We start from the raw sequence: 19,763 nt of genomic DNA on the forward strand, positions 1-19,763 counted from the left end.
CCGGCATGGGTACGACCGCCGTTGAGCGCCTCCTCGTGACCGATTCCGTCGCCTCGCCCGACCTACGCGTCGTGGTGCTCGCGGGTGGGCTCTCCTACGAGCGGGACGTGTCACTGCGCTCCGGTCGCCGGGTGCTCGACGCGCTGCGCGCCGTGGGGGTGGAGGCCGAGCTGCGCGACGCCGACGTTGCGCTGCTCCCGGCGCTGGCCGCCGACCCACCGGACGCGGTGGTGATCGCACTGCACGGCGCCACCGGCGAGGACGGCTCGCTGCGCGGGGTACTGGACCTGTGCGACATCCCGTACGTCGGCTGCGATGCCCGCGCCTCCCGGGTCGCCTGGGACAAGCCCTCGGCCAAGGCCGTGCTTCGCGAGGCCGGCATTCCCACCCCGGACTGGGTGGCCCTGCCGCACGACCGCTTCTCCGAGCTGGGCGCGGTCGCCGTACTGGACCGGATCGTCGACCGGCTGGGCCTGCCCCTGATGGTCAAGCCCGCCCAGGGCGGGTCGGGGCTGGGTGGCGCGGTGGTCCGCGACGCGGCGGCGCTGCCCGCGGCGATGGTCGGCTGCTTCGCGTACGACTCCACGGCGCTCGTCGAGCGGTACGTGCCCGGCATGGACGTGGCGGTCTCCGTTGTCGACCTCGGCGACGGACCGCAGGCGTTGCCGCCGGTGGAGATCGTGCCGCGCAACGGCGTCTACGACTACGCCGCCCGCTACACGGCCGGCCGGACCACCTGGCACGCGCCGGCCCGGCTGGACCCGGAGGTGGCCGCCACGGTCGCCGACGTGGCCCTCGCCGCGCACACCGCACTCGGCCTGCGGGACCTCTCCCGCGTCGACGTGATCGTGGACGCCTCGGGCCAGCCGCACGTGCTGGAGGTCAACGTCTCGCCGGGGATGACCGAGACGTCACTGCTGCCGCTCGCCGTGCAGGCGGCGGGGTTGGACTTCGGCCGACTCCTCGGCACGCTGGTCACCCGGGCAGCGGCTCGCCTCACCACTTCCTGATCTGCTCACCTCAGGCACCCCCTGTCGAGGCGTTCGCGTGGGTCATCGAATCGCCTGGCCGACGCGGGGTGCGATGAACCGCCGCAGCGGCAGGGCGATGAGCAGTGCGACCGTAACCAGGAGGCCGCTGACCCACGCCGGGCCAAGGTCGTTGGCGTTGGCCCCGAGCGTCGCTGCGGCAACGGCAGGGCCGCCAGCGGCACCGATGTTGAGCGCCGCGGTCGCATACGAACCACCCATGGTGGGAGCGCCTGCTGCCTCATAGAGGACCCTGGCGATCAGGGTGCTGCCCAACGCGAAGGAAAGCGTGCCCTGCACGAACACGAGGAGCAGAAGCGCCACCGGCTGGGCAGCCAGGGTCGCCAACGCGAACCAGCCGAGCAACAGCAACGGGCCACCGACTGCGATCACGAGGCCGGGACGCTGATCGGAGAGCCGTCCCGCGAGGGTGACGCCGAGGAAGGACCCAACACCAAAGAGCACCAGCACGACCGAGACCCACAGCTCGCCCAAGCCGGCCGTGTCAGTCACGATCGGTGCCAGGAAGGTGAATGTGGCGAAGGTGGCCGCGTTGACGAGGGCACCGAGCAACATGACCAGGACCAGCCTGGGCATCGCGAGCTGGGCGATCTCGTTCCAAAGAGACGAGCCAGCCGGAGTGTCCCGAGAGGTCTTTCCGACACGGGCCGGGATGCCCTTCATGACACCGAAGGCAGCGGGAAGGCAGAGCAGTGCGATCGCCCAGAAGGTTGCCCGCCAGCTGAGCACCGTGCCGAGGATTGCGCCGCCGGGAACTCCAGCGATGGTGGCCACCGTCGTACCCGAGAGCAGCACCGCCAGCGCACGCCCTTTCTGGTCAGATGCGACGAGCGTGGCCGCCGCGCTCAGTGCCACAGCAAGGAAGCCCGCGTTGGCCAGGGCGGCGATCACCCGGGTGATCAGCAGAACCGCGAAGCTCGTCGTGAGAGCGCCTACGACGTGGGCGACGGCAAAAACCAGCACGAAGCACAGCAGGCTGGCCCGGACAGGCCACCACCGCGCAAGCGCCGCCATCAGTGGCGCGCCGAAGATCATCCCGAGAGCGAACGCCGAAGTCAGAAGCCCGGCAGCCCCGACCGACACGTCGAGGCTTGCGGCGATGTCCGGCACCAGGCCGGCAAGCATGAACTCCGAGGTGCCCATGGCGAAGACCGCCACGGCAAGCAGGTACAGCGGCAGAGGCATCAAGAACTCCGAGGTGAGAGAGAACGAGGAGACGTCTCGTCACCGCGGCCAGCGCCCAAGGGTGCGCGCAAATCCCCATGCAGCGAAGGCTGCTGGGAAGCGGACTATGAACTCAGTGGTTCAGGGGGCTGACGGCGTGACCGAAAACCCCCACCTTGGATGCCTCAGGGCTCGACATGGCGCAAACACTACTCAAAACCGCCGGTCACCAAGCAACCGGTTTCCGCCCGGCGCGCGTGTCGTCAACCTTGCGCCCCGGGGCACCGACGCTCTAGGCGTCGCTGTTCGGAGCGGCCCTGCGGGGTGCCTCATCCAGCGCGCCGGCGGTGGCCTTGTCAGCAGCCTCGCCCTCCGGATCGTTCCGGACCGCGGCTCCCCGGAGAATCGCGGGTCCGTTGGCGGGCACCGCGCCGGCGACGCCGGACGTTAGTGTGCCGGACTCCGAGACGCCAGATGGTGTCGTGCCGGACGTTGAGGCGCCGGACGATGTCGTGCCGGCGGGCGCGCTGCTCGCCGCGTTGCCGGCTCGTGCCGGGCTGGCGGTTTCGCTCGTCTGAGCGGTGTCGGCGACCGTGGACCCGGCGTCGGCGTCCCCGTCCACAGGATCCGCTGAGGGTGCCGTGTCGCCGTCGGTCGGATCGACGCCGGAAGTGGAGCCCGCTGGTTCGGGGATCTCCTCCGCCGCCTCGATGACCGAGGCAGCAGCAGCCGCCGCTGCGGCATCGGCGGCAGCGGCATCCGCAGCTTCGGACTGAGCCAGGAGGCTGGACGGTGCCTGCCACTGGATGCGGGGCGGCTCGGCGAGTGGGCGACCGCCAAACTCGGCGAGCCAGGCGGCGACGAGCGCCAGGTTCTCCCGCCACTGCGCCTCGGAGATCGGCGGCAGGATCGAGTCCCACAGTGACAGGAAGGTGCCCCGCAGCTGGAGGCGACCGTACGGCCGAGCGAGGAACCACATGTGCAGGTGGGCCGAGCCGTCGCCCCACCGGTTGACGTGGACTCGCGCCACCCCGTCGAGGGACCGGATTGCCCGCTCCAGACGAACGGTCATCACGCCCAGCTCGGCGGCGAGCAGGTTCGGCAGATCGCCGAGGTCGAGGTGTGTCCGCGATTCCAGGATGAGCACCATGGGCAGCCCGGTGGGCCGGTCCATGGCGCGTACCCGCCAGCGCTCTCCCACCCAGATGTAGGCATCGTCGGGTGCGTTGCAGGCGGTGCATTCCCGGAGACCCTCGCCCTTCCGGGGCGGTTCGACCGGGACCGGATCATCGAGTTGCTTCACGTGGAGATCGCCCTCGAAGGGGAACGACGGCCACTGGGTGAAGTCCGGGACTGAGGGAGGGGTGTCGTGCACGACGCTGACCCTAACCGAGTCTGGCACCGCTGTCCCTACCTGAATGATCGGTCCGGGCCTGCGGAATCAGTGCCTGTCGTCGACCGGGTACACGGTGTCACCGCTGCGCCGTGAAGCGATATCCACAGGCTGCCGAGATCCTCAACACAGGCCGTCATCCACAGGCTCGCACCCGCTCCCACGCGCTGTTTCACGTGAAACAGGGGGTGCCTGTGGACAAAGGGTGTGGATAACTTTTCGGGCCGTCGGTCGTTGTCCGCGAACTGCCTGCGGGGGCGTTGGCGAGGGTTCGCAGACGCATCGGGGCGTTGCCGTTCGACTCGGTTGCGCTGGAGCTTCGGATTCCGTTCCCAACGGGAGAAGGTCGCCCTGCCGGGGTGCCGAAGCGGTCCTGGATCGAACCGCTGCCTCAGCCGCGTGGAGTTCCACCGGGCTCAGCCCCTGAGAGGTTTCCCCAGGGGCACTGCCTCCCACTCCGGGCCGAGCGACGCCGTCCACCCCGCTCAAGGCGCAGCCAGGTGACGTGCACCGTGGGACGAGAACAGGCGGCGGAAGGCCGCCTGTCGAGGTGCCAGCCGAGCGGGACGGTCGCACCGCAAGGCCCCCAACGGTGCAGGGTCGACGGACAACGCGAGGGCGGGCAGCACGACGAGGGCGCGGGCAACGACGAGGGCGGACAGCGCGACGAGGGGCGCGGTCAGCACGACCAAGGGCGGGGCGTTGCGAGGTGGCCAGGCCGGGACAGGCGCAGACCGAGGCCGCGATACGAGGGGCGACGGGCGACGGCAGGCGGGTGGGCTGCCGCTTTTGCTGCGGGCTCCCGCCATCGCTGCCGGCCGGTGCGGACAGGTCGTAACGCACCGCCGCCGACCACCGCCTCCTGATGCTCACGTGCCCTGAGAAGAGCGTCCGGCGCTCCGGTCGATCACAACCACCCTCTGCGGCACACGACGCGGCAGCGAGCAACTGAGCGGCGCGCAGGGCACTCCATGAGCATCTACTAGCGGGCCGGGTGAGGACTGGCGTCCAATTCCGCATCACCCTGCATCTCGGCGGCCGAGCCGCGCTCGCAATGGATCAGGTGCAGTCGGGGCGTCAACCATCTGCGGCCCCCTCCGTTTCACGTGAAACAGAGCCTCAAGCCTTCGCCCACCGACCGACGTCGACTGGCGCAGGGGTTCGGTGGTGCGCCGCCGCGCCGCTCGGGCTGAGCGAGCCGTAGGCGATCGAGTCGCGCTGGCGGGGGCCGCCAATCGGTAGGGCGTGAAACGGCAGCCGTTTCACGTGAAACGTGGCGAGCGGGATACGGAACGGCCGCACACCCCTGAGGGGTAGCGCGGCCGTTGACGCGGAGGGAGGACTCAGCCCTCGCTCTCCTCCTGCTGCACTCCGATGATCCCGACGATCCGCTCCAGGTCGTCCACGGTCGCGAACTCGATCGTGATCTTGCCCTTGCTCCGCCCGATGTCGACCTTCACCCGGGTGTCGAACCGGTCGGACAGTCGGTCGGCGAGATCGGTCAGGGCCGGCGCGTGCGCCTTCGGTCGGCGCTTCGCGGCCTGCCCCTTCGCCGGCCCGTCGTTCAGCGTGAGGGCCACGATCTCCTCGGTCGCCCTGACCGACAGGCCCTCGGCCACGATCCGCAACGCCAACTGTTCCTGTGCCTCTGCACCGTCGAGGCTCAGCAGGGCACGGGCGTGACCGGCCGACAGGATCCCTGCGGCCACTCGGCGCTGCACCTGCGCCGGCAGGTTCAACAGTCGGATCGTGTTGGAGATCTGCGGACGACTCCGGCCGATCCGGCGTGCCAGCTCCTCGTGGGTGGCACCGAACTCCTCCAGCAGTTGCTGGTAGGCGGCGGCCTCTTCCAGAGGGTTCAGGTTGGCCCGGTGGATGTTCTCCAGCAGGGCGTCGCGGAGCATGGCGTCGTCTCGGGTGTCCCGGACAATTGCCGGGATGTTCTCCCGCCCGACTGCCTGAGCGGCGCGCCAGCGTCGCTCGCCCATGACCAGCTCGTACTTTTCGTCGTCGAGCTGCCGGACGACGATCGGCTGGAGGAAGCCGACCTCCAGGATCGAGGTCTTGAGCTCCTCCAGAGCCTCCTCGTCGAAGACCTGGCGGGGCTGCTTCGGGTTGGGCAGGATCGCGTCGACCGGGATCTCGGCGAACCGTGCGCCCGGCACCGGACTGAGCACGGGCTCCGGCTCTCGGACCGGCGCCCCGACGGGCGCCGTGGCGACGGCCTCGGTGCCCGTGTCGTCCACGTACTCGTTCTCCGGTTCGGCCGTCGCGGTGCCAGCGGCAGCCGGCGCCGGCCCGGTCGGGATCAGTGCCCCCAGGCCCCTACCCAGACCGCCCCGAGGACGGTTCTTCATGCCACGCCTCCCAGCGACTCATCCGCACTACGCATTCCGGCCCACCGGCTCCTTGACGCCTCGTTCCGCGATCTCCTGGGCGGCTTCGAAGTAGCTCGTCGCTCCCCGCGAACCGGGATCGTAGGTCATCACCGACTGGCCGTAGCTCGGTGCCTCCGAGACGCGGACGTTGCGGGGGATGACCGCCTGGAGGACCTTGTCGCCGAAGTGGTTCCGTACGTCCTGCTCGACGGCGTCGGCCAGCCGGGTACGGCGGTCGTACATGGTCAGCAGGATGGTCGAGACGTCGAGTTTCGGGTTGAGGTGCTGGCGTACCAGGTTGATGTTGTTGATCAGCTGGTTGAGCCCTTCCAGTGCGTAGTACTCGCACTGGATCGGAATCAGCACCTCCTGCGCGGCCACCAGAGCATTGACCGTCAGCAGACCGAGCGAGGGCGGGCAGTCGATGAAGACGTAGTCGAACTCGCCCGGGTAGGCGGCGATCGCGCGGTCCAGCCGCGACTCCCGAGCGACCACGGAGACCAGCTCGATCTCCGCGCCGGCAAGGTCGATGGTCGCGGGGACGCACCAGAGGTTGGGGATGCCCTCGACCGCCTGCGCCACCTCGGCCAGCGGAACGCTGTTGATCAGGCAGTCGTAGACGTCCGGGATGCCGGTGTGGTGCGGGACGTTGAGCCCGGTCGAGGCATTGCCCTGCGGGTCGAGGTCCACCACGAGCACCCGGTTGCCGTGCAGGGCGAGCGCCACCGCAAGGTTGACGGTGGTGGTGGTCTTACCCACACCGCCCTTCTGGTTGGCGACGCACATGACCCGGGTCCGGTCCGGTCGAGGCATGGTCACCTCGCCACTGGGATTCAGGATCTGCACGGCGCGCATCGCCTCCATAGCCAACGGTGGGTCATCCTCTTCGGGCGTCGGGGTTTCACGTGAAACGTACGTGGGGTCGGCCGCCACGGCGGCCAACGACTCGGTCGAAGCCACCGGTGCTTCGGCAACCGCAGGTGCGGCATCCCGAACGACTGCGGCGGTGGGCTGGTGCGGAACCGCGGGCTCGAAACGAACCGCCGCGGCGGTGTTGCGGCGACCCGAGGTCGACCGCACCTCAGCGGCGTTGACCGGTCGGCTCAACCCCTCCGGCGTACGACGAACACTCGCCGGATCCGGGACGGCCGCGCCCTCCGGTTGCCCCGAGCCCGGGGGCTGCTCGGATGCTGCCGGCGCATCGCCGTCCGCTGGACCGGTCGGTGACCCGGTCGCGCCGGGCGACCAGCTCGGGTAGTCGGTTTCACGTGAAACGGGATCGCTGGTTGACCCGGTCACGCGTGGATCGTCGTACCTGCCGTCGTCATGCACCTGTCATCCCTGCCCGCTTCGGATGGTCGGTCCGCGCCCCGGTCAACTTTGGCCACACCACGCTCGCATCCCGGAGCGTACGGCCCTCGGGAGCGATCGGAGACCCGCGACGTCCACCGCTCGCTCCACACTATCGACGCGCGGTCAGCCTACGGCGGACGGGCGCGACCGGTCCACGTCGGGTTGTCATCTCCTCGTCCATCCGTACCGGTACAACGAGGCAACCCGCCAGCCGGAAGCCCGATGGCGCGAAGTGTCAGCGTCGGCGGGAGCGACCGGCCCGCGAGCGCTTGCTGGCCGCCGGGCGAGCCGGGCCGACCATTCGCTCGCGCACGATCTCCACCACGGTGGTCGGCGGATCGATGACCCCGACGCCGCACAGCTGCACGGTCGGCTCTCCACCACCGAGTCGCGCCACCACCTCGGCGTGCTCTTCGATCTCCGCTGCGGCGGACGACCCCTTGAGCGCCAACAGTCGGCCGCCCCGAACCGCCAGGGGAAGGCTCCAGCCCGCCAGCCGGTCCAGTGGCGCGACCGCGCGGGCGGTCACCACGTCCCCGCTGATCGGGTCCCGCCCACTCGATCCGCTGGCCGCCTCGTCCGCCCGACCCCGGAAGACCCGCACCGACTTCGCCAGGCCGAGTCGCTCGACGACCTCGATCAGGAACGAGGTACGTCGGGCGAGCGGTTCGATCAGGGTGACAGTGAGGTCGGGACGGGCGATGGCGAGGACCAGACCCGGCAGGCCGGCGCCGGAGCCCACGTCGAGCACTGTCGCGCCGGACGGGATCCGCTCGGCGACCGCCGCGCAGTTGAGCATGTGCCGATCCCAGATCCGGGGCGCCTCCCGGGGGCCGATCAGACCGCGGACGACGCCGTCGGTGGCCAACAGTTCGGCGTACGCGGCGGCCAGGTCGAGACGGTCCCCGAAGAGGGTCAGTGCGGCCGGTGCCAGCTCGGGCGGCAGAGCCGCGTCCGCTGGCGACGGGGCGGTGTCGGGTCGGGTCGATTCAGCGTCTGCGGGCTGGACAGCGGACGGCCCGGGCGGCGTGCCGCCCGGGCCGGTCACGGTGTCGGCCGTGATGTCGTCGTGGGTCACCCGTTCAGTCCGCCGGCCGTACGACGATGCGCCGGTTCGGCTCCACACCCTCGGACTCGCTCGCCACGCCGGACATGGCGTTGACCACGTCGTGCACGCACTTGCGCTCGAACGCGGACATCGCGTCCAGCCGGACCGGCTCGCCGTACTCCTTGACCTTCTCGACGGCGTTCTTGGCGACCGCGGCGAGTTCCTTGCGACGGTTCGCCCGGTAGCCGCCGACGTCGAGCAGCAGGCGGCTCGGCGTCCCGGTCTGCCGGAAGACGGCGAGGCGGGTGAGCTCCTGGAGGGCCTCCAGGGTCGCCCCGCGCTGGCCGACCAGATTTTGCAGCCGCTCGCCCACCACCTCGACCATGGGGCGGCCCGCAGCGACCAACTCGTCGATGTCGCCGTCGTAGTCGAGGATGTCGAGCAGCCCCTCGACGTAGTCGGCGGCGATCTCGCTCTGCCGGAACAGGTCGCCCTCGCCGACGGCCTTCTTGGTCCGACCGCCGGTGGCGGCGGTGTCGGTGTCGTCGTCCGCCTCGGTCTCGTCGTCCTCGGTGTCGTCGTCCTCGGTGTCGTCGCCGTTCACCGCGAGCGTTGCGGTCTCCTCCTCGTCCAGGGACTGCTCGGCGCGGGGGATGCTGGTCTCGGTCACGGTCTCATCTCCGTACTCGCTCGGCCGGACCGTCGGGTCCGACTGGTTTCCCGGGGCCGGCGGGAGGTCGCCGGTGCCCACAGGCACGTCTGTACGGGCAGTGTCGCCCGTGGCCGCGCGGTGCGCGGTCGGTTCCGCCCGGCGCCGGCCTCACGGCGGCTGCACAGTGCGGAACGGGCCGCCACCAGTCACCTGGCGGCGGCCCGCAGAGGTCAGCCCTGCCGCTTGGCGGGGCGGTTCTTCTTCGGGTTGTTCGTCGGCTTGGCACCCGGCTTCGGCCCGGCCACCTTGGGCGCGGTGGCCTTGACCGGCGCCGGCGGAGCCGACTTGCCACGGCCGAACAGGCCGCCGGTCTTGGCGGGCTGCACCGGGTTACGGCTGGCAGCGGGGGCCACGGCCTTCTTGGCGGTCACCGGCGGCGGGAACTTCCGCAGCACCCACTGCTGCTGGCCGAGGGTGAAGAGGTTGTTGGTGACCCAGTAGATGATCACGCCGATCGGGAAGATCGCGCCGGAGATCAGCAGTGACGCGGGGATGCCGTAGAGCATCAGGCGCTGGATCATCCGCTGCTGCGGGTCCTCAGCCCAGCCGGTCTTGAGGATCATCTGACGGCTGGTCAGGTAGGTGGTCGCGATCATGACCAGGACCAGGACACCAGCAATGATCTTCACGGTGGTGCCGTTGGCGCCGAGGCTGGCCAGCTCGTCCGCGCTGGAGCCGAACTTGCCGGCGATCGGGGCGGTGAAGAGCTTCGCCTCCGAGGCGCTCTGGAACTGGTCGACGGTCCAGCCGTAGAGGGTCTTGCTCTGCTTGTCCGGGTCGAGGCGGCGCAGCACGTGGAAGAGGCCGAGGAAGACCGGGATCTGAAGGAACATCGGAAGGCAACCCATCAGCGGGTTGGCCTTCTCCTTCTTGTACAGCTCCATCATTTCTTTCTGGAGCGTCTCCCGGTCACCCTTGTGCTTCTCCTGAAGCTCCTTGACCTTGGGCTGGAGCGCCTGCATCGCCCGCTGCGACTTGATCTGCTTGACGAAGACGGGGAACAGGATCACCCGGACGGTGACCACCAGGAAGACGATGGACAGGATCCAGGCGAAGTTGGTGCCGATGACCGCGCCGACCGGCACCCCGATGGCGTCCCAGGCAGAGTGCCAGGTCAGCAGGATCCACGAAATCGCATAGTAGATCCAGTCAAGACTGAACAATTCTCAGGCTCCAGTCACATCGGCGCGGCGGCGACCGCCCGGCTCCGGCACCGGGTCATGTCCACCAGGGTGGAAGGGGTGGCAGCGCAACAGCCGCCGGACCGCGAGCGCGGCTCCCCGGAGGGCACCGTGCCGGGCCACCGCCTCCTGGGCGTACGCACTGCACGACGGGTAGAACCGACAGCGGGCCGGCAGTGCCGGACTTATCCACCGACGGTACGCGATGATGGGTGCGATCAGCACCCTGGCACCGGTTGACGTGGGGCGCGGGGTGGTCGGGTCGGCACTCATCGGGACCGCCGCTCTCGGGACGACCGGGCAACCGCGAGGGCGGCGTCCAGGTCGGTGGCGAGTCGGGGGTACGACGCCTCGGCCGCGGCGGGCAACGCTCGGACGACCAGGGTGCTGCCCTCGGGCAGAGCGGCGAGCCGCTCTCGGACCAGCTCCCGTAGTCGGCGCTGGACCTTGTTGCGGGTCACCGCGTTGCCGACGGCCTTGGACACGACGAAGCCGGCGCGGGACGGCGCGGAGGGCTGCTCCGCACTGTTGTCCCGCACCGGCTGCGACGAGGTCGGTGTGCTCGGGTCGGCGCTCACCGGCATGGTCAGGTGGACCACGACGGCGCCACGTCCGGCGCGCCGGCCACCACGGACCGCTGCGGCGAAGTCAGTGCTGCGCCGCAGTCGCTGCGCGGCGGCCAGCACGACTGCCCACGTTCCCTGGACCGGCCCGGTCGGCTCAGGCCGACAGGGTGGTGCGACCCTTGGCGCGACGGCTCGAGAGGATGGCACGGCCGGCACGGGTGCGCATGCGCAGCCGGAAGCCGTGGGTCTTCGCGCGCCGGCGGTTGTTCGGCTGGTAGGTGCGCTTGCTCACGTCAGGCTCTCCGTTTTCGTACGCGCCCCGTGCGACGGGATCGCCGGGGTCGTGTGGTGGTCCAGGCCACCTCGACGGTGGCCCACGATCGGTGCTGTCCGGCGGAGCGGAACCTCGGCGGTGCGGGGATGCGACCGCGGACAGCAAGCACCCATCACCCTAGCAGAGGGCGAGAAAGCAACCGTTCCAGCCTACGCAGGGGTGCAATGACCGTCAAACACCCCGAGGAGCGGCCAACGGGACGCGCCCGGGCCGAAGGGCGGTTTTCGCTGATGCCGAGAAGGGTGTCGCCGCGTCGCCGGTTGATGGCGCAGGGACAACGCTGTTACCGTGCCCGATTGCGGTGAGCGTCGGAAGCTCCGGTCGTCGCACAGGCAAGACCGGACAAGGCAGTGAATCGTTCGGCACGGTGAACCCGCTTCAGCGCCCGTTCAGGCAGGGGCAGGTCCCACCCGCGTCCGGCGGGCGGCCACAATCGGTCGGTACACAGGCTGTGGATAACTTGTGGATGACCACCGGTCGACCGTCAGGTGGGTGTTGTTCCACCCGCGAACGCGGCGGGCCCGGGACGGCCGGCTGGCAGACAGCGGCGGCCGGGAGCAGAGGCGAGGGGGTGGCACGACGGTGGCCGGTACGACCGACCTTGCCGCAGTGTGGTTAGCGGCGACCGACGAGCTGGCCGACGAGATCATCTCCGCGCAGCAGCGTGCCTATCTCCGGCTGACCCGGCTGCGGGCGATCGTCGAGGACACCGCGCTGCTCTCCGTCCCGGACGCGTTCACCCGCGACGTGATCGAGTCCCGGCTGCGCCCGGCGATCACCGAGGCGCTGACCCGCCGGCTCGGCCGGCCGATCCAGGTGGCGGTCACCGTTCGGGTCGCGGAGGACGCCACGGGCCGACCCGCCGGCACTGTCTACCGCAGCGCTCCGGAAGCCAGCCCGTTCGACGTCGAGGGTCAGGCTGCCGCATCCTTCGACGACGACCAGGGCGCTCGGACGCATGCCGATGCCCTGATCCCTGAGCAGTCACACGCGCCGCGTACGCCCGAGCCGGCCGCGCCACCCGCGCCCGCGGGTCCGCCGCTCGCGCCGAGCGTCGAGGCGCATCGTCCCGGGATGATCCCCGCCAGCAGGGACGGGCAGGAGGCGCTGTTCAGTGCCTCCTTCGCGGAGCCGATGCGGTCGCCCCGACCTGGAGCGGACCGGCGCGGCTACGACGAGCAGACCGGTCGCCTGGATCAGCCGGGCCCGGACACCCGGCCCTACGAGCCCCGCTACCGGGAAGACTCCGCGTCGCCGCGCGACCAGCACGTGATCCGCGCGCTGCCTCGGGACAGCGGAACGGACAGCGGCCCGGGCCGCAGCGGTGTGGACCATCGCGCGGGTGGCCGAGACGACCGCCGGCTGCCCGGCGCCGACACCGGCGGCAACCGGCTCAACCCGAAGTACATGTTCGAGACGTTCGTCATCGGCTCGTCCAACCGGTTCGCGCACGCGGCGAGCGTGGCGGTGGCGGAGTCGCCTGCGAAGGCGTACAACCCGCTGTTCATCTACGGTCACTCCGGCCTGGGCAAGACCCACCTGCTGCATGCCATCGGGCACTACGCCACGACGCTCGGCAACGCCCGCTCGGTCCGGTACGTCTCGACCGAGGAGTTCACCAACGACTTCATCAACTCGCTCCGGGACGACAAGACCAGTGCGTTCCAGCGGCGCTACCGCGACGTCGACATCCTGCTGATCGACGACATCCAGTTCCTGGAGAACCGCGAGCGCACCCAGGAGGAGTTCTTCCACACCTTCAACACCCTGCACAACGCCAACAAGCAGATCGTGATCACCTCCGACCGGTCGCCGCGGCAGCTCGCCACCCTCGAGGACCGGATGCGAACCCGGTTCGAGTGGGGTCTGCTGGCCGACATCCAGCCGCCGGACCTGGAGACGCGGATCGCGATCCTGCAGAAGAAGGCGGCGCAGGAGCGGATGTACGCCCCGCCGGACGTGTTGGAGTTCATCGCGTCCCGGGTGTCGAACTCGATCCGGGAACTGGAGGGGGCGCTGATCCGGGTGACGGCGTTCGCCAGCCTGACCCGGTCGACCGTCGAGCTGTCCCTGGCCGAGGAGGTGCTTCGGGACTTCATGCCCGACGGCGCCGGGCCGGAGATCAACGCCGACCAGATCATGGCCTCGACCGCTGACTACTTCGGGGTGAGCCTGGAGGACCTGCGCGGTCAGTCCCGGTCGCGGGTGCTCGTCAACGCCCGCCAGGTGGCCATGTACCTGTGTCGGGAGCTGACCGAGCTGTCACTGCCCCGGATCGGGCAGGCCTTCGGTGGCCGGGACCACACCACTGTCATGCACGCCGACCGGAAGATCCGTCAGCAGATGGCGGAGCGCCGCTCGCTCTACAACCAGATCGCCGAGCTGACCAACCGCATCAAGCAGAACAGCTGAGGCGTACGCCAGCCGTCGCGACGGCACTCAGTTCGGGACACGCCCGGCCGGAATCTCCGGCCGGGCGGTCTTTTTTTCGTCCTCGGCTGGACTCTCGACATGGTGGAGACCACAGCATCGAGGCCGTGACCGCCTCGATGCCCACTCGTTGTCCACAGCTCGTCATCCACCGTCGGTGGATAACTACGGTCCGTCTTTCGCCGGTTACCCACAGGCTGTGGAGAAACCCTGTGTACGGAGCTGTGGACGCCTGGGGACAACGGTCACGTTATCCACCGATGACGGTCCATCTGTGCATGAGCTGTTGAAGGTTCTGGGGATGAAGGCAATGGTGATCTTCACCGTGATCCACAGGCTTGGGGAGAAAGTCGGTGGATTACCGGTGGACAACCGGTGGACAACGGTGGACAACCGGCCGGCCGGAGCGGGCTGTGGACACGCGAGCCAGTTGTACCCCCGGTTCTCCACAGCTAAATCACCTGTGGATACCCTCTCTGAGCTGCGCAGACCCGGGTTGTCCACAGTTTGCACAGGTGCGATGAAGACGATGAGTTATCTCTTCTAAGAGAACAAAAACCAATCATCACCGTTGGGCTTTCTGTGGATCGGGCCGAACGCTGCCGGATCAGCCGGTCAGCACCGACACGATCCATGGGGTCGGGCGCACAGCCGATGCCTACGCGCCCTAAGGTGCGATGGGTACCCGCACGGTTGGGCGGGACGGTAGGCAGCGGTCGGCATGAGAGAGTTGTCGCTGACGTCGACGCGGAGGCATTGATGAAGTTCCGAGTAGAGCGTGACGCGCTCGCTGAGGCCGTGGCCTGGACCGCGAAGAGCCTGCCCAACCGGCCATCCGTACCGGTGCTGGCCGGGGTGATGCTCCGCGTCACCGACGGCAACCTGCGGGTCTCCGGGTTCGACTACGAGGTTTCCAGCCAGGTCACCGTCGAGGTGCAGGGTGACGCCGACGGCGCCGCTCTCGTCTCCGGTCGCCTGCTCGCCGAGATCACCAAGGCGCTGCCGGCCAAGCCGGTCGACATCGCCGCGGTCGGCGCCCACCTCGAGCTGGTCTGCGGCAGCGCCCGGTTCACCCTGCCCACCATGCCGGTGGAGGACTACCCCGCGCTGCCCGAGATGCCGCAGAGCGCCGGCACTGTCGACGCCGCCGCGTTCGCCACGGCGGTCTCCCAGGTGGCCATCGCGGCCGGCCGGGACGAGACCCTGCCGATGATGACCGGCGTCCGCGTCGAGCTGTCCGGCAACACGCTGTCGATGCTCGCCACCGACCGTTACCGGCTGGCGCTGCGCGAGATCCAGTGGCGGCCGGACGACCCCGACGTGAGCATCAACGCCCTGGTGCCCGCCCGCACCCTGAACGACACCGCCAAGGCTCTCGGCCCGCTGGGCGGCGAGGTCACCCTTGCCCTCGCCCAGGGCGCTGCCGGCGAGGGCATGGTCGGTCTGGCCGGCGGCACCCGACGCACCACCAGCCGCCTGCTCGACGGCGCCAACTACCCGCCGGTGCGTTCGCTCTTCCCGGCCACCCACAACGCCGCGGCCCGGGTGCCGGTCAGCACCCTGATCGAGGTCGTCAAGCGGGTCGCGCTTGTTGCCGAGCGCACGACCCCGGTGCTGCTCAGCTTCAGCGCCGACGGCCTGGTGGTCGAAGCCGGCGGTTCCGAAGAGGCCCGGGCCAGCGAGGCGATGGAGGCCACCTTCACCGGTGACGCGCTGACCATCGGGTTCAACCCGCAGTACCTCATCGACGGCCTGGCCAACCTGGGCTCCCAGACCGCCGTTCTCTCGTTCGTCGACGCCTTCAAGCCCGCGGTGATCTCTCCCGCCGACGAGGATGGCGAGGTAATTCCGGGGTACCGGTACCTCATCATGCCGATCCGCGTCTCCCGCTGATCGCGCCCAGCAACACCCAGATCCACGGAGGTAGAAACACATGCAGCTCGGCCTTGTAGGACTCGGCCGTATGGGCGGCAACATGCGGGAGCGGCTGCGCGCCGCTGGTCACGACGTTGTCGGTTTCGACCACAACGCGCAGATCAGCGACGTGACGACCCTCGCGGGCCTGGCAGAGAAGCTTGAGTCGCCCCGCGCGGTCTGGGTCATGGTGCCCGCCGGTGTCACCGACGCGACGATCGACGAACTGGCCGAGGTGCTTGGCGAGGGCGACATCATCATCGACGGCGGCAACTCGCGGTTCAGCGACGACGCGCCCCGGGCAGAGCGGCTCAACGAGCGGGGCATCGGCTACCTCGACGTCGGCGTCTCCGGCGGCGTCTGGGGCCGGCAGAACGGCTACGGGCTGATGGTCGGCGGCGCCCAGGAGCACGTCGACCGGCTGATGCCGATCTTCGGCGCTCTCAAGCCGGAGGGCGAGTTCGGCTTCGTGCATGCCGGCCCCGTCGGTGCCGGGCACTACTCGAAGATGGTGCACAACGGCATCGAGTACGGCCTGATGCACGCCTACGCCGAGGGCTACGAGCTGATGGCCGCCTCCGAGCTGGTGACCAACGTGCCGGGCGTGATCAAGTCCTGGCGGGAGGGCACCGTCGTCCGTTCCTGGCTGCTCGACCTGCTGGACCGGGCACTGGACGAGGACCCGGAGCTGGCCGAGTTGAGCGGCTACACCGAGGACACCGGCGAGGGTCGGTGGACGGTCGACGAGGCGGTCCGGCTGGCCGTGCCGCTGAACGTCATCACCGCTTCGCTCTTCGCCCGGTTCGCGTCGCGGCAGGACGACTCGCCCGCCATGAAGGCCGTCTCCGCGCTGCGTCAGCAGTTCGGTGGCCACGCCGTCCACAAGCGCTGAGCGGTATCCACACCCTGTGTACGTCCAACGGTTGGAACTGGTCGACTTTCGCTCGTACGAGCGGGTGGCCGTCGACCTCCAGCCGGGGGCGAACGTCCTGATCGGCGCCAACGGCGTCGGCAAGACCAATCTCGTCGAGGCGCTGGGCTACGTGGCGACCCTGGATTCACACCGGGTCGCCACCGACGCGCCGCTGGTCCGGATGGGCGCCGCGTCGGCGGTGATCCGCTGCGCGGTGGTCCACGACGGGCGGGAACTCCTGGTCGAGTTGGAGATCGTGCCCGGCAAGGCCAACCGGGCCCGGCTGGGCCGGTCACCGGCACGGCGGGCCCGGGACGTGCTCGGCGCGCTGCGACTCGTGCTCTTCGCCCCGGAGGACCTTGAGCTGGTCCGGGGTGACCCGTCCGAGCGCCGCCGTTACCTGGACGACCTGCTGGTCAATCGCCAACCCAGGTACGCGGGCGTGCGGGCCGACTACGAGCGGGTGGTCAAGCAGCGCAACGCCCTGCTGCGCACCGCGTACCTGGCTCGCAAGACCGGTGGGTCCCGGGGCGGTGACCTCGGCACCCTCGCCGTCTGGGACACGCACCTTGCCCAGCACGGCGCGGAGCTGCTCGCCGGTCGGCTGGAGCTCGTCGCCGCGCTCACCCCGCACGTCGCCAAGGCGTACGACGCGGTGGCCGCCGGTCGGGGCGCGGCGAGCATCGCCTACCGGCCCTCGATCGAGCTGGCCGAGCCGACCACCGACCGGGCCGCGTTGGCGGAGGCACTGACCGCCGCCCTGGCCGCGTCCCGCTCCGCCGAGATCGAACGGGGCACCACCCTGGTCGGCCCGCACCGCGACGAACTGGCGCTGACGCTGGGGCCACTGCCCGCCAAGGGGTACGCCAGCCACGGCGAGTCGTGGTCGTTCGCGCTCGCGCTGCGGCTGGCCGGCTACGACCTGCTGCGCGCCGACGGCATCGAGCCGGTGCTGGTGCTCGACGACGTGTTCGCCGAGTTGGACACCGGCCGCCGGGAGCGGCTGGCAGAGCTGGTCGGTGGGGCGAGTCAGCTGCTCGTCACCTGCGCGGTGGACGACGACGTGCCGGCCGCTCTGCGGGGCACCCGCTATCAGGTTGGCGAAGGGGCGGTACGCCGTGTCGGATGAGCCACGCACCAACAGTCCCGAGGCCGGAAAGGGCGAGGCTGCGCGTACCCCCGGGGGAAAGTCGACGGGCGGTGAGCCGGCGGCGGCCGCCAGCGGGCCGGAGCTGGCCCGGGCGGTGCTCGACGCTGCGCTGTCCCGGCGGCAGCAGGCGGCGCGCGCCCGACGTGCCCCCGGCGGCGGCGGCGACGCTGCCGGCAGCTCGGGGCGGCGGTTGCGGGGCTACTCCGGCCCGGGCCCCGACCCGCGCGATCCCCAGCCGCTCAGCGCGGTGCTGAACCGGTTGGTGAAGGCGCGTGGTTGGCAGCAGCCGGCGGCCGAGGCCACAGTGTTCGGCGCCTGGGAGCGGGTCGTCGGCGCGGAGGTCGCCCAGAACAGTCGCCCGGTCAAGCTGGAGAACGGTGAGCTGACAGTGGAGGCGCGCTCGACGGCCTGGGCCACCCAGCTGCGGCTGCTCGCCGGCTCGTTGCTCAAGCAGATCGCCAGCGAGGTCGGCCACAACGTGGTGCGCAAGCTGCACATCCACGGCCCGGCCGCGCCCTCCTGGGCGAAGGGGCCGCGCCGGGTACGCGGGCGGGGCCCACGCGACACGTACGGCTGAGGGCGCCTCAGCTCCGCCGCTGGGCCTCGCGGTCGGCCCGCTTGCGTTCGCGCTGTTCCCGGGTGAAGCGCTTGCGCTCGGCCAGGTCGCGCTTCCACGCGTCGCGGGCCTCGGCCGAGCCGCCCTGCACCGCGCCCTTCACACCCTCGGCGGGGCCGGCGAGGTGCCGGAAGGCCCAGCTCAGGAGTCGGCCGCCCTCGCCCGGGGCCTTGGTGACCGCGCCGTCCTCGCTCATCTGCCGCACTCTCCCGCGTCGTGGTCCCGCAATTGTTGGCCTACCAATGGTTGGTACACCAATGATTGGTACGATAGCTATCGTGCATCAGGAGGGCAACCGATGAGCGAGAGACCGGAAGGCGTCGACCCGCTGGCGCTGGAGCAGCAGGTCTGTTTCGCCCTCTCGGTGGCCGCGCGCAGTGTGGTGGCGGTCTACCGCCCACTCCTGGAGCCGATGGGGCTGACCCACCCGCAATACCTGGTCATGTTGGCGCTCTGGCAGCACGCACCGTTGTCCGGCCGCGACCTCAGCCGCCTGTTGCAGCTCGATCCGGGCACCCTGTCACCCCTGCTCAAGCGGCTCGAAGCAGCCGGCTACCTGCGCCGGGAGCGCGACCCCAGCGACGAGCGCAGCCTCGCCGTCACCCTCACCGACAGCGGCGCCGCACTGCGAAGCCGGGCCGAGCTGATCCCGGCCGCGATCGTGCAGCGACTCGGGCTGCCCGTCGAGGACCTGCAACACCTGCACGCGGTGCTCACGCAGGTGATCGCGGCGGCCAACCGACCGGGCGGCGACCCGACCTCGCCGGGGGCCGGCGCGGCGGTTCAGGCGTCGGCGTAGACGGCGAAACCGCGTTCGGCGCAGCGCCGGTAGAACGCGGCCAGCACGCCCAGCTCCGCGCAGGTGAAGTTCCACTGCGGCGGGTCGCCGCGCTCGTCGCGCAGCGCGTCGAGCCGGGTCTCCAACCACCGCAGCTGCTGCTCGGCCAGCCTGCCGTCGCCGAGCAGAGAACGCAGCACCGTGCTCACCGACTCGAAGGTGACCACCTCACCGTAGGGACGGTGCCCGGCCACGAATCTCTCGATGCCGCTGGCGATCCAGGAGCAGCCGTCCGGATCGATCACCGGGTCCTCGTCCTCGGCGGCGGCGTCTGTGGCGTACAACACACCTTCCAGGCCGAGGAGCAGATCCACCAGTTCGGTGTACGCGGTCGCCCGGATGGTGCCGGTCTTGGCGATCAGCTCGGCCAGGGCGGCCGTCGGCGCGGAGATTCGCGGCAGGTCGACGATCTCGCCGAAGTCGACGAACTCGGCCGGTGCGACCGGATCGTAGAAGCGGCCGGTCCGCGGCCAGTGCACCGCGACGTTGTCCAGCCCCATCTGTCACCTCTTAAAGAGCACGTGTCGGGTCGATCGGGTCGATCGTCCCGGTTCCGGCCGGTAAAGATCAAGGCTGGTTCCGGGGCGCCGCAAACGTACGGCACGGATGCTTCGGCCGCGACCCCCGACCCGCCCGGGCGCGGGTCAACCCGTTCGGGGACGGCGCGTGCGATCGGACCCTGGCGTGTGGGGGGAGTCGCGGGCAGCGGGGTTCTGCCGGCTAC

General features: G+C 70.2%; 19 protein-coding genes. 7 read left to right on the top strand and 12 right to left on the bottom strand.

Translation table 11 applies throughout. The annotated features are described in order from the left end of the window. Nucleotides 1-5 precede the first annotated feature (5 nt). Nucleotides 6-1,010 (top strand): D-alanine--D-alanine ligase family protein, encoded by a 1,005-nt coding sequence (locus CLT68_RS06445; RefSeq protein ID WP_099849477.1) that lies wholly within the window; start codon nt 6-8, stop codon nt 1,008-1,010. 42 nt (nt 1,011-1,052) lie between these two features. On the opposite strand, the gene CLT68_RS06450 is transcribed toward CLT68_RS06445, so the two are convergent. From CLT68_RS06450 to rpmH, 10 genes are all read right to left on the bottom strand, one after another. Beyond that, nucleotides 1,053-2,234: a Cmx/CmrA family chloramphenicol efflux MFS transporter gene (locus CLT68_RS06450; RefSeq protein WP_099849479.1), complete on the bottom strand. Its 1,182-nt coding sequence runs from the start codon at nt 2,232-2,234 to the stop codon at nt 1,053-1,055. Between the two features lie 271 nt (nt 2,235-2,505). Continuing rightward, nucleotides 2,506-3,588: a hypothetical protein gene (locus CLT68_RS06455; protein WP_099849481.1), complete on the bottom strand. Its 1,083-nt coding sequence runs from the start codon at nt 3,586-3,588 to the stop codon at nt 2,506-2,508. Between the two features lie 1,361 nt (nt 3,589-4,949). Continuing rightward, entirely contained in the window at nt 4,950-5,963 is a 1,014-nt protein-coding gene (locus tag CLT68_RS06460) for a ParB/RepB/Spo0J family partition protein (protein WP_099849482.1), read from the bottom strand. A gap of 27 nt (nt 5,964-5,990) precedes the next feature. Then, nucleotides 5,991-7,316, bottom strand: a complete 1,326-nt coding sequence (locus CLT68_RS33675) for an AAA family ATPase (RefSeq protein ID WP_099849484.1) — start codon at nt 7,314-7,316, stop codon at nt 5,991-5,993. A gap of 256 nt (nt 7,317-7,572) precedes the next feature. After that, nucleotides 7,573-8,415 carry a 16S rRNA (guanine(527)-N(7))-methyltransferase RsmG gene (gene rsmG, locus CLT68_RS06470; protein WP_099849485.1) on the bottom strand — a complete coding sequence of 281 codons (843 nt, stop codon included), beginning with the start codon at nt 8,413-8,415 and terminating at the stop codon, nt 7,573-7,575. A gap of 4 nt (nt 8,416-8,419) precedes the next feature. Further along, nucleotides 8,420-9,055 carry a R3H domain-containing nucleic acid-binding protein gene (locus CLT68_RS06475; protein WP_099856849.1) on the bottom strand — a complete coding sequence of 212 codons (636 nt, stop codon included), beginning with the start codon at nt 9,053-9,055 and terminating at the stop codon, nt 8,420-8,422. 212 nt (nt 9,056-9,267) lie between these two features. After that, nucleotides 9,268-10,260: a membrane protein insertase YidC gene (yidC, locus tag CLT68_RS06480; RefSeq protein WP_099849487.1), complete on the bottom strand. Its 993-nt coding sequence runs from the start codon at nt 10,258-10,260 to the stop codon at nt 9,268-9,270. Nucleotides 10,261-10,263: 3 nt separating this feature from the next. Further along, entirely contained in the window at nt 10,264-10,551 is a 288-nt protein-coding gene (gene yidD, locus CLT68_RS06485; protein ID WP_088950801.1) for a membrane protein insertion efficiency factor YidD, read from the bottom strand. After that, nucleotides 10,548-10,964, bottom strand: coding sequence for a ribonuclease P protein component (gene rnpA, locus CLT68_RS06490; protein WP_088950802.1), 417 nt, complete (start codon nt 10,962-10,964; stop codon nt 10,548-10,550). Before rnpA ends, yidD begins: the two co-directional genes overlap by 4 nt. Nucleotides 10,965-10,998: 34 nt before the next feature. Then, nucleotides 10,999-11,136 (bottom strand): 50S ribosomal protein L34, encoded by a 138-nt coding sequence (gene rpmH, locus CLT68_RS06495; protein ID WP_007453904.1) that lies wholly within the window; start codon nt 11,134-11,136, stop codon nt 10,999-11,001. 651 nt (nt 11,137-11,787) lie between these two features. Here rpmH and dnaA point away from each other — a divergent pair. From dnaA to CLT68_RS06520, 5 genes are all read left to right on the top strand, one after another. Continuing rightward, on the top strand, nt 11,788-13,590 hold the full coding sequence (gene dnaA / locus CLT68_RS06500) for a chromosomal replication initiator protein DnaA (RefSeq protein ID WP_486482415.1): 1,803 nt from the start codon (nt 11,788-11,790) through the stop codon (nt 13,588-13,590). A 777-nt stretch (nt 13,591-14,367) separates the two neighbouring features. Continuing rightward, nucleotides 14,368-15,501 (top strand): DNA polymerase III subunit beta, encoded by a 1,134-nt coding sequence (gene dnaN, locus CLT68_RS06505; protein WP_088950803.1) that lies wholly within the window; start codon nt 14,368-14,370, stop codon nt 15,499-15,501. A 40-nt stretch (nt 15,502-15,541) separates the two neighbouring features. Then, nucleotides 15,542-16,414 (top strand): phosphogluconate dehydrogenase (NAD(+)-dependent, decarboxylating), encoded by an 873-nt coding sequence (gene gnd / locus CLT68_RS06510; RefSeq protein WP_099849489.1) that lies wholly within the window; start codon nt 15,542-15,544, stop codon nt 16,412-16,414. A 16-nt stretch (nt 16,415-16,430) separates the two neighbouring features. Continuing rightward, nucleotides 16,431-17,564: a DNA replication/repair protein RecF gene (gene recF, locus CLT68_RS06515; RefSeq protein WP_099849491.1), complete on the top strand. Its 1,134-nt coding sequence runs from the start codon at nt 16,431-16,433 to the stop codon at nt 17,562-17,564. Continuing rightward, nucleotides 17,554-18,162, top strand: coding sequence for a DciA family protein (locus CLT68_RS06520; protein WP_099856852.1), 609 nt, complete (start codon nt 17,554-17,556; stop codon nt 18,160-18,162). Before recF ends, CLT68_RS06520 begins: the two co-directional genes overlap by 11 nt. A gap of 7 nt (nt 18,163-18,169) precedes the next feature. Here CLT68_RS06520 and CLT68_RS06525 read toward each other — a convergent pair whose 3' ends face one another. Next, nucleotides 18,170-18,397 (bottom strand): hypothetical protein, encoded by a 228-nt coding sequence (locus CLT68_RS06525; protein WP_099856854.1) that lies wholly within the window; start codon nt 18,395-18,397, stop codon nt 18,170-18,172. 102 nt (nt 18,398-18,499) lie between these two features. Here CLT68_RS06525 and CLT68_RS06530 point away from each other — a divergent pair, with 102 nt between their 5' ends. Further along, nucleotides 18,500-19,000: a MarR family transcriptional regulator gene (locus CLT68_RS06530; protein ID WP_099849493.1), complete on the top strand. Its 501-nt coding sequence runs from the start codon at nt 18,500-18,502 to the stop codon at nt 18,998-19,000. Here CLT68_RS06530 and CLT68_RS06535 read toward each other — a convergent pair. Beyond that, complete coding sequence (locus CLT68_RS06535) at nt 18,985-19,539, bottom strand: hypothetical protein (RefSeq protein ID WP_099849495.1); 555 nt, start codon at nt 19,537-19,539, stop codon at nt 18,985-18,987. The genes CLT68_RS06530 and CLT68_RS06535 overlap by 16 nt on opposite strands. Between the last annotated feature and the right edge of the window lie 224 nt (nt 19,540-19,763).

This window comes from Micromonospora sp. CNZ299 (genome assembly GCF_002754415.1).

Bases quoted from the DNA above. Each gene is read 5' to 3' on its own strand.
- CLT68_RS06445 (WP_099849477.1), top strand. From the start codon at position 6: ATGGGTACGACCGCCGTTGAGCGCCTCCTCGTGACCGATTCCGTCGCC.
- CLT68_RS06450 (WP_099849479.1), bottom strand. From the start codon at position 2,234: ATGCCTCTGCCGCTGTACCTGCTTGCCGTGGCGGTCTTCGCCATGGGC.
- CLT68_RS06460 (WP_099849482.1), bottom strand. From the start codon at position 5,963: ATGAAGAACCGTCCTCGGGGCGGTCTGGGTAGGGGCCTGGGGGCACTG.
- yidD (WP_088950801.1), bottom strand. From the start codon at position 10,551: ATGAGTGCCGACCCGACCACCCCGCGCCCCACGTCAACCGGTGCCAGG.
- dnaN (WP_088950803.1), top strand. From the start codon at position 14,368: ATGAAGTTCCGAGTAGAGCGTGACGCGCTCGCTGAGGCCGTGGCCTGG.
- gnd (WP_099849489.1), top strand. From the start codon at position 15,542: ATGCAGCTCGGCCTTGTAGGACTCGGCCGTATGGGCGGCAACATGCGG.
- CLT68_RS06525 (WP_099856854.1), bottom strand. From the start codon at position 18,397: ATGAGCGAGGACGGCGCGGTCACCAAGGCCCCGGGCGAGGGCGGCCGA.
- CLT68_RS06530 (WP_099849493.1), top strand. From the start codon at position 18,500: ATGAGCGAGAGACCGGAAGGCGTCGACCCGCTGGCGCTGGAGCAGCAG.
- CLT68_RS06535 (WP_099849495.1), bottom strand. From the start codon at position 19,539: ATGGGGCTGGACAACGTCGCGGTGCACTGGCCGCGGACCGGCCGCTTC.